The 12,019-nt window shown below is 65.5% G+C and carries 12 protein-coding genes; 2 read left to right on the top strand and 10 right to left on the bottom strand.

The features are described 5' to 3' along the window. Positions 1 to 113 precede the first annotated feature (113 nt). On the top strand, positions 114 to 1,331 hold the full coding sequence (locus AmiPiv_RS16660; RefSeq protein WP_340038600.1) for an argininosuccinate synthase: 1,218 nt from the start codon (positions 114 to 116) through the stop codon (positions 1,329 to 1,331). A 114-nt stretch (positions 1,332 to 1,445) separates the two neighbouring features. On the opposite strand, the gene holA is transcribed toward AmiPiv_RS16660, so the two are convergent. From holA to ccoN, 9 genes are all read right to left on the bottom strand, one after another. Further along, on the bottom strand, positions 1,446 to 2,495 hold the full coding sequence (gene holA / locus AmiPiv_RS16655) for a DNA polymerase III subunit delta (RefSeq protein WP_340038599.1): 1,050 nt from the start codon (positions 2,493 to 2,495) through the stop codon (positions 1,446 to 1,448). Positions 2,496 to 2,552: 57 nt separating this feature from the next. After that, on the bottom strand, positions 2,553 to 2,693 hold the full coding sequence (gene ccoS / locus AmiPiv_RS16650) for a cbb3-type cytochrome oxidase assembly protein CcoS (RefSeq protein WP_340038598.1): 141 nt from the start codon (positions 2,691 to 2,693) through the stop codon (positions 2,553 to 2,555). Next, on the bottom strand, positions 2,690 to 4,960 hold the full coding sequence (locus AmiPiv_RS16645; RefSeq protein WP_340038597.1) for a cation-translocating P-type ATPase: 2,271 nt from the start codon (positions 4,958 to 4,960) through the stop codon (positions 2,690 to 2,692). Before AmiPiv_RS16645 ends, ccoS begins: the two co-directional genes overlap by 4 nt. Then, positions 4,957 to 5,454 carry a FixH family protein gene (locus AmiPiv_RS16640; RefSeq protein ID WP_340038596.1) on the bottom strand — a complete coding sequence of 166 codons (498 nt, stop codon included), beginning with the start codon at positions 5,452 to 5,454 and terminating at the stop codon, positions 4,957 to 4,959. Before AmiPiv_RS16640 ends, AmiPiv_RS16645 begins: the two co-directional genes overlap by 4 nt. Further along, positions 5,451 to 7,007, bottom strand: a complete 1,557-nt coding sequence (gene ccoG / locus AmiPiv_RS16635; RefSeq protein WP_340038595.1) for a cytochrome c oxidase accessory protein CcoG — start codon at positions 7,005 to 7,007, stop codon at positions 5,451 to 5,453. Before ccoG ends, AmiPiv_RS16640 begins: the two co-directional genes overlap by 4 nt. Before the next feature lie 162 nt (positions 7,008 to 7,169). Continuing rightward, positions 7,170 to 8,033: a cytochrome-c oxidase, cbb3-type subunit III gene (gene ccoP, locus AmiPiv_RS16630; RefSeq protein WP_340038594.1), complete on the bottom strand. Its 864-nt coding sequence runs from the start codon at positions 8,031 to 8,033 to the stop codon at positions 7,170 to 7,172. Positions 8,034 to 8,036: 3 nt separating this feature from the next. Further along, positions 8,037 to 8,186 (bottom strand): cbb3-type cytochrome c oxidase subunit 3, encoded by a 150-nt coding sequence (locus AmiPiv_RS16625; RefSeq protein WP_340038593.1) that lies wholly within the window; start codon positions 8,184 to 8,186, stop codon positions 8,037 to 8,039. A 10-nt stretch (positions 8,187 to 8,196) separates the two neighbouring features. Next, on the bottom strand, positions 8,197 to 8,928 hold the full coding sequence (gene ccoO / locus AmiPiv_RS16620) for a cytochrome-c oxidase, cbb3-type subunit II (RefSeq protein ID WP_340038592.1): 732 nt from the start codon (positions 8,926 to 8,928) through the stop codon (positions 8,197 to 8,199). Between the two features lie 10 nt (positions 8,929 to 8,938). Next, a complete protein-coding gene (ccoN, locus tag AmiPiv_RS16615; protein ID WP_340038591.1) occupies positions 8,939 to 10,552 on the bottom strand; it encodes a cytochrome-c oxidase, cbb3-type subunit I in 1,614 nt (537 codons plus the stop codon). Between the two features lie 153 nt (positions 10,553 to 10,705). On the opposite strand from ccoN, the gene AmiPiv_RS16610 reads away from it, so the two are divergent. Beyond that, positions 10,706 to 11,197, top strand: coding sequence for a hemerythrin domain-containing protein (locus AmiPiv_RS16610; RefSeq protein WP_340038590.1), 492 nt, complete (start codon positions 10,706 to 10,708; stop codon positions 11,195 to 11,197). Here AmiPiv_RS16610 and AmiPiv_RS16605 read toward each other — a convergent pair. Further along, positions 11,194 to 11,919, bottom strand: a complete 726-nt coding sequence (locus AmiPiv_RS16605; RefSeq protein WP_340038589.1) for a Crp/Fnr family transcriptional regulator — start codon at positions 11,917 to 11,919, stop codon at positions 11,194 to 11,196. The genes AmiPiv_RS16610 and AmiPiv_RS16605 overlap by 4 nt on opposite strands. Positions 11,920 to 12,019 lie beyond the last annotated feature (100 nt).

Genomic DNA, 12,019 nt, shown 5'->3' with positions numbered 1-12,019 from the left:
GCACGGCCCCCTACTCTCCTAGCGGCATCATCGCCCTTGCCCGGCTCGCCGTTCGTGCTTAGAAAGCCCGGGAAAACGCGGCTCTGGCCGCCTGCGAAAGGTGCCCTGATCAAATGACCAAGTGGAAAGACGTCAAGAAGGTCGTGCTCGCCTATTCCGGCGGTCTCGACACCTCCATCATCCTCAAGTGGCTGCAGACCGAACTTGGTGCGGAAGTCGTGACCTTCACCGCCGACCTCGGCCAGGGCGAGGAACTCGAGCCGGCGCGCAAGAAGGCGGAGATGCTCGGGATCAAGGAGATCTTCATCGAGGACGTGCGGGAGGAGTTCGTCCGCGACTTCGTCTTCCCGATGTTCCGCGCCAATGCCGTCTATGAAGGCGTCTATCTGCTCGGCACCTCGATCGCCCGCCCGCTGATCTCCAAGCACCTCGTCGACATCGCCAAAAAGACCGGCGCCGACGCCATTGCCCATGGCGCCACCGGCAAGGGCAACGACCAGGTCCGCTTCGAGCTGTCGGCCTATGCGCTGAACCCCGACATCAAGATCATTGCGCCGTGGCGCGATTGGTCGTTCAAGAGCCGCACCGACCTGCTCGACTTCGCCGAGAAGCACCAGATCCCGGTTGCCAAGGACAAGAAGGGCGAGGCTCCCTTCTCCGTCGACGCAAACCTTTTGCACTCGTCTTCCGAGGGCAAGGTGCTGGAGGACCCGGCGGTCGAGGCGCCCGAATACGTGCACATGCGTACCATTTCGCCGGAAGCCGCCCCGGACAAGGCGACGATCATCAAGATCGGCTTCGAACAGGGCGATGCCGTCTCGATCAACGGCGAGCGTCTGTCGCCGGCAACGCTGCTGGCCAAGCTCAACGACTACGGTCGCGACAATGGCATCGGCCGTCTCGATCTGGTCGAGAACCGTTTCGTCGGCATGAAGAGCCGCGGCGTCTACGAGACCCCCGGCGGCACGATCCTGCTTCAGGCGCACCGCGCCATCGAGTCGATCACGCTCGACCGTGGTGCCGCGCACCTCAAGGACGAGCTGATGCCGCGCTATGCCGAGCTGATCTATTACGGCTTCTGGTTCTCGCCCGAGCGCCAGATGCTGCAGGCAGCGATCGACCTCAGCCAGAAGGACGTCGAGGGCGAAGTCACCCTCAAGCTCTACAAGGGCAACGTCATGGTCATCGGCCGCGAAAGCGCAAAGTCGCTCTACTCCGACAAGCTGGTCACCTTCGAGGACGACCAGGGCGCCTACGACCAGAAGGACGCCGCCGGCTTCATCAAGCTCAACGCCCTGCGCCTGCGCACGCTGGCCGCGCGCAACCGCTAATCGCGGCTTGCCCCCGCCCACGGAGTGAGGGCAAGCCAACCACTTCGGCGAGCGCCGCCATTCACATGGCGTCGCATCGTCCGAGGCAGTAACGTCAACCCGTCTTGACCGCTTCTAGCGGCGTCCAGCCGCCAAGCGGGCGCCTTCCACGGCAATTCCCAGCATCGCCTGGCGCGCCAGCGCCACGGCCAGCTCGGGCCGGCGGCGGGTCTGCAGCGTCGTTGCCTGCAGACGCGCCAGCGCGCGATCGATTGCCGTCGAACTCCAGCTCGTCAGTGCTCGCTCGACCGCCCGCTTGCGCGAAAAGAACACCGGCGGCCGTGCCGCCGCGATGACCGCCGCCGCATTGCGGTTGCCGCCTTCGAGCTCGCCGCGCATCAGGTGCAGGTTCTGCAGGTGGCGCAAAGCCGCCGCCAGCAGCTGCGCGGCCTGGCTGCCGTTCTGGCACTGCTTGGTGAAGGCTGAATCGAATTCGGCGATATTGCCGCCAAGGGCGGCGTCGACGGCATCGTCCAGCGACAGCGCCGACACGTCACCCGTCATCGCCTTGACGTCGTCGAGGCTGATCTCGCCCCTGCCCATGGCGTAAAGCGTCAGCTTCTGCAGCTCGCCGCGCGTCGCCAACCGGTCGCCGCCTAGGCTGCCGCGCAGCGCGTTGCGCGCATCGAGCGCCATCGTCAGCCCGGCCGCACGCAATTCGTCGTCGATGATGTTTTCGAGGTCGCGCGCCTCGTCGCCATAGCAGGGCAGGGCCATGCCGCAGAACGCCCCTTCGACCACGGTGCGCAGCGGCGCGCCCTTCTTCAGGTCCTGCGCCTCTATGAGGATCACCGCGTCGCGGGGCGGTTCGGCGGCGAGCGCCTTGACATCGTCGGCGAGGCTCTTCTGGGCGCCGGCATTGCGGACCCAGATGAGCCGCCGCGGCGCGAACATCGGCACTGTGCGTGCCTCGTCGACGAGACGGCCGCTGTCGCGTTCGACCTCGCCGGCGTCGAGCTTCACCACCGAGAAAGGGTCGTCGAGCGGCAGTCCGGTCTTGGCCGCGAAGGCCGCGGCCCGCTCGGAAACGAGACCGCGATCCGGCCCGTAGATCAGCACGATCACCGCCTCCGGAGCGGGGCGGACGAGCCAGGAATCGACCTCATGTGCTTTCTTCTGAGCCATGGCACCCTGTTAGCACACGGTGCCGGCCGTGCCGCAGGTTTTTTGGCCAGGCGATTGCTACTCGTCGTCGACCAGGATGCGCTGGGCAGCACCATCCAGATCGTCGTACTGGCCGCTTTTCAGCGACCACAGGAAGGCGGCCAGGCCCAGGCCACCGAGGAACAGGGCGATCGGCAGGAGGAAGATAAGCCCGCTCATGATGCCATTGCCTCCTTGGGGGGCGGAAACGCCGACGGCGCCTCGAACGACCGGCGGGCCCGCCGGGCCTTGCCGGTGCCGAGCCTGAGCCCGTTGGCGATCACGATAATCGACGAGCCCGACATGGCCAAGGCCGCAACCAGGGGGGTGACGTAGCCGGCGAGCGCGATCGGCACCGCGATTGCATTGTAGACAACTGCCAGGCCCAGGTTCTGGCGGATCAGCCGCTTGGCTTCGCGCGAGGTGGCAAGCGCCAGCGGTACGGCAGCGAGGCTCTCGCGCAGGAAGACGAAGTCCGCGGCGCTCCGGCCGATGTCGGCGGCGCTCGCCGGCGCGATCGACACATGCGCTGCCGCCAGCGCCGGCGCGTCGTTTAGCCCGTCGCCGACCATCAGCACCTTGCGGCCTTCGGCCTTCAGCTGTTCGAGGCGCGCGACCTTGCCGCTCGGCAGCACGCCGGCCGCGGCCTGCGATATGCCGAGTGCGGTGGCCACCGTCGCCACCGCCTCGGCGCGATCGCCGGACAAAATCTCGACCGCGAGGCCGCCCTGCCGGAGTGCGGCGACTGCCGCGGCCGCGGCAGAACGCAGCTGGTCCTCGAAACGGAACTCGGCCACACGCTCGCCATTCCGCGACAGCACGGTGCCGCGGGCGGCGCCTGTGTCGTGCAATGCCCATTCCGCACGCCCCAGCCGGTAGGTGTCGGCGCCGCTCCTGGCTTCGAGGCCGAACCCCGGCAACTCGTCGACCCTGTCGAACTTCCATTCGCTGCCGCCCTCGGCCGCATCGGCCAGGGCGCGGGATATCGGATGGCGAGAGTGCAGGGCGATCGCCGCAGCCAGCGAAAGGGTCCGGGAGGACAATTCGCCGGCATTCATGAGCTTGGGCATGCCGAGCGTCAGCGTTCCGGTCTTGTCGAAGACGACGGTGTCGATCTCGGCCAGACGCTCCATCGCCGAGCCGTCCTTGACCATGATGCCGGCCTCGAATAGGCGCCGCGCCGCCGCCACCTGCACGATCGGGACGGCGAGGCCGAGCGCGCAGGGGCAGGTGATGATCAGCACGGCGATGGCGATGGTGGTGGCGCGGTAGGCGTCGCCCGAAGCCGCCATCCAGCCGACGAAGGCGAGGAAGGCCGTCAGGTGCACGACCGGAGCGTAGAGCGCCGACGCCCGGTCGGCGATGCGGCGATAGCCGCCGCGGCCGCTCTCCGCGGCCTCCATCAGCCGCATCATCTCGGCCAGGAACGAATCCTCGGCCGCCGCGGTGGCTTCGATGGTCATCGGTCCGGTGAGGTTGAGCGTGCCGGCGCGCAAGGTAGCACCCGGCTCCACCGCGACGGGATCGCTTTCTCCGGAAACGATGGCGCAGTCGAGCTCCGAATTCCCCTTGATCACCCGGGCGTCGACCGGGACGCGTTCGCCGGCGGCAAGCAGGATCTGCATGCCCGGCTTGATGTCGCCCACCGGCAGGTAGGCATTGGAGCCATCGGCATGGAGCACCGTGGCGCCCCGAGCCGCGAGCCTGGCGAGGCCCTTGACCGCGACGCGGGCCCGTTCGCGCATGACATGGTCGAGCGCACGCCCGATGAGCAGGAAGAAGAGCAGCGACGCCGAAGCGTCGAAATAGGCATGCGGACCGCTATTGGCGGTCTCGTAGAGGCTCATGCCGTAGGCAAGCAGCACGCCGATCGAGATCGGCACGTCCATGTTGGTGCGGCCGTTGCGCAAGGCCCCCCAGGCGGAGCGGAAGAAGATGCGCCCCGAATAGGCGAGTGCCGGGAGTGCGATCAGCGCCGAGATCCAGTGGAACAGGTCGCGCGTCGCATCCTCCGCCCCGGACCACACCGACACGGAAAGGAGCATGATGTTCGCGGCTGCGAATCCCGCAATGCCGAGACCGCGGATCAGTTCGGCGAGGGTTTCGTCCTTGTCGTCGGCGCCCTGTTCGAAGAGGTGGCTTTCATAGCCCAGCCGCGCCAGTGCATCGACGATCGGGGGCACGCCGGCGGCTTCGCGCCAGCGCACCGAAACACGCTTGGTCGACAGGTTGACGCGCGCATGCTCGACGCCGTCGAGCGCCCCCAATGCCGCCTCGATGTTGACCATGCAGGCACCGCAATGCACGCCGGGCACGGAAAGGTCGATCTGGCGCAGACCGCCTGGCGCGTCACGGCTCGACAGCGCCAGTTCCTCGCGGGACGGACCCTTTGCGGCGCCACCTTGCAGCAGCAGCGCCTCTTCGGCGGCGGGCGCGCAGCAGCTCATTTGATCTCCCCCTTGCTGACGACGATGCGTCGCGCCTCGTGGTAGGGGCCCCGGTTAGGGATCACGGCCTCGGTGTTGACGATCCAGATGCCGTCGCGAACCGCAGCGGCCACGACATAGGCGCCGTCGGCCGTGCGCTCGAGCTTCACCTGCCAGTCCTCGGCCTCGTAGGAAGGCCGGCGGAAGGAAACGGTGACGGATTCGGCCGGCACCGGCGCGCCCGAGGCATCGACCAGGCTGTAGCGGATCTCGCCGGCCTTGATCGCGAGCGCGCTTTTCCAGCCGAGCGACTGTTGCGCCCTGGCTTCGGCAACCCGCTCATTGAACTGCTGGCTGGCGACATAGGTGTTCTGGACGACAAGGCCTGTCCAGCTGGTGTTGGCGAAGGTCGCCATGACCAGGTTGACTGCAATGATTGTGCCGAAGAAGGCCACCATGACAGCCAGCATGTGCCAACCGGTGAACTGCCTTGGCTGGGCGGGACGCAAGATCATTTGCCAGTCTCCGGAACGTTGAAGTTGGCGACGTAGGAGTCGCTTTCGGAACTCGCCCTGTCTTCGACCACGAAGGAGAAGCTCTGCCCCGCGCTGACCTGCTCGAGCGGCTGGCGGACATAGACCCGCAGCGTGGTGAGCTTGTCGGGCTGGGCCTCGATGTCGACCGAGCGGCCTTCGGCCTGCTCCATCCCGACAATGGTCATTGCCGCGCTGGGCAGGCCGTCGAGACGCAGTGTCAGGGTGCGCGGCTCCGGCACCATGTTGAGCAGTTTGACGGTGTAGCCGTTGCGGATCGACCCGTCCGACAAGCGCACGAATTGCGGATTGCGGTCCTGCAGCACGTTGAGGTCAAGCCGGTCGCGGCTGAACAGTGCGACGAGCAGGGCAACGCCGATCAGGCTCCAGGCGCCGGCATAGACAAAGGTGCGTAGCCGGAAAATCCGGCGGATATGGAAATGGGCGATGCCCTTGTCGAGCTTGCCGCCGACATCGCGCACCTGCTTGGGATCGATCGCCCCGGTGGTCGGGTTGGTGGCGATCGCCATGTTGGACTGGTAGTCGGCGAGCGTCGCGTAGGAGATCAGGCCGCGTTCCTTGCCGATCTTGTCCATGACACTGTCGCAGGCGTCGATGCAGAGCGCGCAGGTGATGCATTCGAGCTGCTGACCGTCGCGGATGTCGATGCCCATCGGGCAGACGGCGACGCAGGCGTTGCAGTCGACGCAGTCGCCGACGGAAAGGCCTTCGGCGGCAGCCTTCTTGGCATGTCGTGAACGCGGCTCGCCGCGCCAGTCGTTGTAGGTGACGGTCAGCGAGTTCTCGTCGAGCATCGCTGCCTGGATGCGCGGCCACGGGCACATATAAGTACAGACCTGTTCGCGCATGAGGCCGCCGAAGATGTAAGTGGTGGCGGTCAGGATGGCGACGGTGAGGTAGGCGACCGGCGCTGCCTTGCCGGTAACCAGCTCGCCAAGCAATGTGGGCGCATCGGCAAAGTAGAAGATCCAGGCGCCGCCGGTTGCCACTGCAATCAACAGCCAAGTCGCGTGCTTGGCAGCACGCTTCCCGAGCTTGTCGAACGACCACGGCGCGCTGTCGAGCTTGATGCGGGCGTTGCGGTCACCCTCGATGCCGCGTTCCACCACCAGGAAAAGATCAACCCATACGGTCTGTGGGCAGGTATAGCCGCACCACGCACGGCCGACCGTCGAGGTTACCAGGAACAGGCCGATACCGGCCATGACCAGCATGCCGGCCACGTAGAAGAACTCCTGCGGCCAGATCTCGATGGCGAAGAAGTAGAAGCGGCGGTTGGCGATGTCGAGCAGGACGGCCTGATCCGGCGCATAGGGTCCACGGTTCCAGCGAATCCACGGTGTCAGGTAGTAGATGCCGAGCGTGACCAGCATGACCAGCCACTTGAACTGACGGAACCGGCCGGAGGCCCGCTTGGGGAAGACTTTCTTGCGAGCGGCATAAAGCGGCTGGCGTGTCTTGGCCGAATTGACCGCCTCGACATCGAGCCGTTCCACTTCCCGTTCGTCGAGCATTCTCGTCTCCTGCTGACCGCCTGCCGGTCAAGATCGACAGGGTCGCTTCGTCTTTGCCTCATCTGCAGCACCTGGGCCTTGACCCAGGTCAAGCCGGGGGAAGTGCGCAAGGAGGCCCGGCATTTCTGCCGAGCCTCATCCATCGGCTCCAGCCTTGGAGGGTTATTCACCGCCGCCGAGCGAATGGACGAAGACGGCAAGTTCCTTGACCTTCACGTCGCCCAGTCGGGCGCCCCACGCCGGCATCACTCCATGCCTGGGCTGGCGCACCTGCTGCGCGATGGCCGCCTGCCCGGAGGCATAGAGCGCGATCGCATCGGTCAGGTCGGGCGCGCCCATTTCCCTGTTGCCCTTGGCATTGTCGCCATGGCAGGCGGCGCAATTTTCGGCGAACACGGTTGACCCCGCCGGAACCAGCTCGGGCGTGAGCGCCTGGCCCGAGAGGCTCGCGACAAAGGCCGCAACCTCGTTGACCTGCTGCGGCTCGAGCACTTCGGCGAAGGCCGGCATTTCGGAGCTGTGCGTCTCCTCGTCGCCGGCGAAACGGACGCCGTTCGATATCGTCTGGTAGATCTGCTCGATCTTGCCGCCCCACAGCCACTCATCGTCGTTGAGGTTGGGGAATCCGGGCGAGCCCTGCGCACCGGAGCCGTGGCACTGAACGCAGTTGACCTTGAAGGCCGCCGAGCCCGCCGAGGTCGCGAACTGGCGCAAATTGTCGTCGGCGAGGATCTCGCCGACGCCCTTGGTCTTCACCGCCTCGACATAGACGCTCTTGGCGGCCTCGGCCGCGGCGAGCTCGGCCTGGACCTCGGCCCGGCTCGAATAGCCGAGCATGCCCGTGGTGGCGGTGCGGATCATCGGCCAGGCCGGATAGGCGATCGTATAGGCAAGCGCCCATATGATGGTGGCGTAGAACGTCCACAGCCACCAGCGCGGCATCGGGTTGTTGAGTTCGCGGATGCCATCCCACTCATGTCCGGTGGTCTCGACGCCGGAAAGCTCGTCGATATGCTTTTCGCTCACAGATCAGTCCTCCTTGAGCGGGATTTGGGCTGCCCGCTCGGCTGCCTCGCGGCTGCCGGGGCGAAGCGCGAAGATGAACACGCCGGCCACGAAGATCGTCATGGCCAGCAGCGCCCAGCTGTCGGCGAAGTGTCTGAGGGTGGTGTAGTCCACGACAAGCCTCCTAGCGGTAGTTGGCTTCGGCGTCGTAGGTCGAGAAGTCGACCAGTGTGCCGAGCATCTGCAGATAGGCGACGAGCGCGTCCATCTCGGTCAACGTTGCCGGGTTGCCATCGAAGTCGCCGAGCTTGGCCTTCGGGTAGCGCGCCAAAACGCCGCTCGTATCGGCGTTCGGGTCGGCCTGCGCCCGAAGGTCGGCCTCGGCGCTGGCGATCATCTCGTCGCTGTAGGGTACGCCGACGCGACGGTTGGCGATCAGGTCGTAGCTGATGGTCTTCACCGCCAGCGGCGTCTCCTTGAGGAAGGCGTAGCTGGGCATGACCGATTCCGGCACCACTGATCGCGGCTCGACGAGGTGCTGGACGTGCCACTCGTTGGAATAGCGGTCGCCGACGCGGGCGAGATCGGGGCCGGTGCGCTTCGATCCCCACTGGAAGGGATGATCGTACATCGACTCCGCCGCCAAGCTGTAGTTGCCGTAGCGCTCCACCTCGTCGCGGAAGGGCCGGATCATCTGGCTGTGGCAGACGTAGCAGCCCTCCCGGATGTAGATGTTGCGGCCGGCGAGCTCCAGCGGCGAGTAGGGACGCATGCCCTCGACCTTCTCGATTGTGTTCTCGAGGTAGAAGAGGGGCGTGATCTGCACGATGCCGCCGATGCTGACGACGATCAGCGAGCCGATCAGCAGGAGCGTCGCGTTTCTCTCGATGGTCTGGTGTTTGTCGAGCAGTGCCATGTCTCAATCCTTACTGGGCAGGCTGGAGGGCTGGAGCGGCTCCGGGCAGCGGTTCTTCCTTCCGCTGGTATCCGCGGATCGTCATGTAGACGTTCCAGGCCATGACCAGACCGCCGGCGAGGTACATCAGGCCGCCGATGGTGCGGAGGATGTAGTAGGGGTTCATGGCCGCGACGCTTTCAGCGAAGGAATAGACCAGGAAGCCCTGCTCGTCGTATTCGCGCCACATCAGGCCCTGGGTGATGCCTGCCACCCACATGACGGCGGCGTAGACGACGATGCCAAGCGTGGCGAGCCAAAAGTGCCAGGTGACCAGCCGCATCGAGTAGAGACGCTCGCGCCCCCATAGCCGCGGCACCAGGAAGTAGATGGCGCCGAAGGTGATCATGCCGTTCCAGCCGAGCGCGCCGGAATGCACGTGGCCGATGGTCCATTCGGTGTAGTGGCTGAGCGAGTTCACCGCCTTGATCGACATCATCGGACCTTCGAAGGTCGACATGCCGTAGAAGGCGATGGCGACGACCATCATGCGAATGATCGGGTCGGTGCGGATCTTGTCCCAGGCGCCGGAGAGCGTCATCAGGCCGTTGATCATGCCGCCCCAGGAGGGCATCCACAGCATGATCGAGAACACCATGCCGAGCGTCTGCGCCCAGTCGGGCAGGGCGGTGTAGTGCAGGTGGTGCGGCCCTGCCCAGATGTACATGAAGATCAGCGACCAGAAGTGGATGATCGACAGCCGGTAGGAATAGACTGGGCGCTCGGCCTGCTTGGGCACGAAATAGTACATCATGCCGAGGAAGCCAGCGGTCAGGAAGAAGCCGACGGCGTTGTGGCCGTACCACCACTGCGTCAGCGCGTCCTGTACGCCGGCGAACAGCGAGTAGCTCTTCGAGCCGAGGAAGGATGCCGGCACCGCCAGGTTGTTGACGATGTGCAGCATCGCAATGGTTACGATGAAGGACAGGTAGAACCAGTTGGCGACGTAGATATGCGGTTCCTTACGGGTCAGGATCGTGCCGAAGAAGACGATGAAATAGGCGACCCATACGACCGTGAGGAACAGATCGACGTACCATTCCGGCTCGGCGTATTCGCGGCTCTGGGTGATGCCGAGCAGATAGCCGGTCGCCGCCATGACGATGAACAGCTGATAGCCCCAGAATACATACCAGGCGAGGTTGCCGCCGAAGAGGCGCACCCGCGAGGTCCGCTGCACCACATAGAAGGAGGTGGCGATCAGCGCGTTGCCGCCGAAGGCAAAGATCACGGCCGAGGTATGCAGCGGACGCAGGCGGCCGAAATTGAGCCAGGGCTCGATGTTGAGATCGGGGAAGGCGAGCTGGGCGGCGACGATGACGCCGACCAGGAAGCCGGCGACACCCCAGAATACCGTGGCGATGACGCCGTAGCGCACCGGACCGTCCATATAGGGCGACGACGCTTCGGCGATATTGGCCGTGGCGTAGCTGGTGGTGCGCATCAGCACGATGGCACCGGCGGTGAGGGCGAAGAACAGCACCCACATGTGGGCGGCGAACTGATTGTCCTGCGCGAAGGCCGCGCCCAGCAGGGCGGCGAATGCCGCCACCGCGAGCAGAATGATTTCGGTTGCGTATTTCATGAGAGATCCCCGACGAACTCAGGGCGACCGAAGATCCCTTTCGGCGCCAGACGCCACACATCCACGACAATTGCCTCTCCTGCCTTGATCTGGATCAAGGTCAAGCCGGGCGCTCCGCCTCAGCCTTCGGGCAAAGGGGAACCTCGAGAAGACATGAGATCACGCCGGGAAATGAAGGTCGGGACGGAGCAGACGGCTCTCACCGAGGCGATAGCCGCCGTGCGGCGTGCCCACGCTGCCAAGCTGATTCTCTGCGACCGGCTGGAAGCGATCGCGGATTCGCTGCCCGGCGGGCTGGACAGACGCGAGTGCCTGTTGGCGGCGCGCGCCCTCGGCCCCGAAATGATCAAGGTCCATCGCTTCGAGGAGCAGCACGTCTACCCCCATTTCGTCGCCCGGCTGCTGCAGAGCGCCGAGGCGCGCAAGACCATTGCGCGGCTCAAGAGCGAGCATTGCGAGGATGAGGGCTATGCCGCCGAACTGCGCGACGCCTTGCGCGCCACCGCCCGGCGCGGCAGGGCTGAGAACCCCGAGACGCTGGGCTTCATGCTGCGCGGCTTCTTCGGCGCGCTCAGGCGCCACATCGCCTTCGAGCGCGACCATGTCATGGCGCAGATCGTTCCGGACTGCGTGACACCGGACTAGATATTGGCGCGCCGCTCGAGTTTGGCGAGGTCGAAGACGGTGATGTGGCGGTTGTTCTCGACCGAGATCAGTCCATCCTTGCGCAGCTTGGTCAGCTGACGGCTGACGGTCTCGATGGTGAGGCCGAGGAAATCGGCTATGTCGGCACGCGTCAGCGGCAGGTCGAAGCTGACCTCGCCTTCGCTCTCGGCCTCGGGGTCTCCATGCCTGGCGATGAGCTGGAGGAAGGAGGCGACACGCTCGGACGCCGTCTTGCGGCCGAGCGTCAGCATCCAGTCGCGCGCGTCGTCGAGTTCGTTCAGGGCCTGCACGTGCAGACGGTGCCCGAGTTCCGGCGACTGTTCGATCATGCGGTCGAGCGTCTTCTTGGGGAAGGAGCAGACCCGCACCGGCGTGGCGGCCTCGGCGCTGGTCGAACTCTCGTGCTTGAACGGGCGGCCGAGGAAGTCGGGCGCGAACTGGAGGCCGACGATCTGCTGGCGGCCGTCGGACAGGGTCTTGGTCAGCTTGACCACCCCGGCGAGCACGTTGGCATAGCTGTCGACGGTTTCGGCGTCCGAGACAAGCATCGTGCCAGGCTCGACCTTGCGCTTGGTGGTGTGGCGGCTGAGCTCGACCAGTTGCTCGGCCGTGAGCGCACCGCAAACGCCCTTGTGCCGCGCTTCGCATGAGCGGCACAGCACTGGCATTTCTGAATTGTGAATATCGTGGCGAACCGCCATCACGTCGTCCGATGTCTGATTGTGGCCAATCTATGTTCCAGTTCCCGGAATTGGAACCGTGTCATTGTGTCCACGCCCTCCCAACCGTTGATCCATGTCA

The organism is Aminobacter sp. Piv2-1 (assembly GCF_037625995.1).
Lineage (GTDB): Bacteria > Pseudomonadota > Alphaproteobacteria > Rhizobiales > Rhizobiaceae > Aminobacter.
This window is presented reverse-complemented; position numbering and strand designations above follow the sequence as displayed.

What these genes read in the sequence shown, in the direction of transcription:
- AmiPiv_RS16660 (WP_340038600.1), top strand. Translation starts at nt 114, where the DNA reads ATGACCAAGTGGAAAGACGTCAAGAAGGTCGTGCTCGCCTATTCCGGC.
- holA (WP_340038599.1), bottom strand. Translation starts at nt 2,495, where the DNA reads ATGGCTCAGAAGAAAGCACATGAGGTCGATTCCTGGCTCGTCCGCCCC.
- ccoS (WP_340038598.1), bottom strand. Translation starts at nt 2,693, where the DNA reads ATGAGCGGGCTTATCTTCCTCCTGCCGATCGCCCTGTTCCTCGGTGGC.
- AmiPiv_RS16645 (WP_340038597.1), bottom strand. Translation starts at nt 4,960, where the DNA reads ATGAGCTGCTGCGCGCCCGCCGCCGAAGAGGCGCTGCTGCTGCAAGGT.
- AmiPiv_RS16640 (WP_340038596.1), bottom strand. Translation starts at nt 5,454, where the DNA reads ATGATCTTGCGTCCCGCCCAGCCAAGGCAGTTCACCGGTTGGCACATG.
- ccoG (WP_340038595.1), bottom strand. Translation starts at nt 7,007, where the DNA reads ATGCTCGACGAACGGGAAGTGGAACGGCTCGATGTCGAGGCGGTCAAT.
- ccoO (WP_340038592.1), bottom strand. Translation starts at nt 8,928, where the DNA reads ATGGCACTGCTCGACAAACACCAGACCATCGAGAGAAACGCGACGCTC.
- ccoN (WP_340038591.1), bottom strand. Translation starts at nt 10,552, where the DNA reads ATGAAATACGCAACCGAAATCATTCTGCTCGCGGTGGCGGCATTCGCC.
- AmiPiv_RS16610 (WP_340038590.1), top strand. Translation starts at nt 10,706, where the DNA reads ATGAGATCACGCCGGGAAATGAAGGTCGGGACGGAGCAGACGGCTCTC.
- AmiPiv_RS16605 (WP_340038589.1), bottom strand. Translation starts at nt 11,919, where the DNA reads ATGGCGGTTCGCCACGATATTCACAATTCAGAAATGCCAGTGCTGTGC.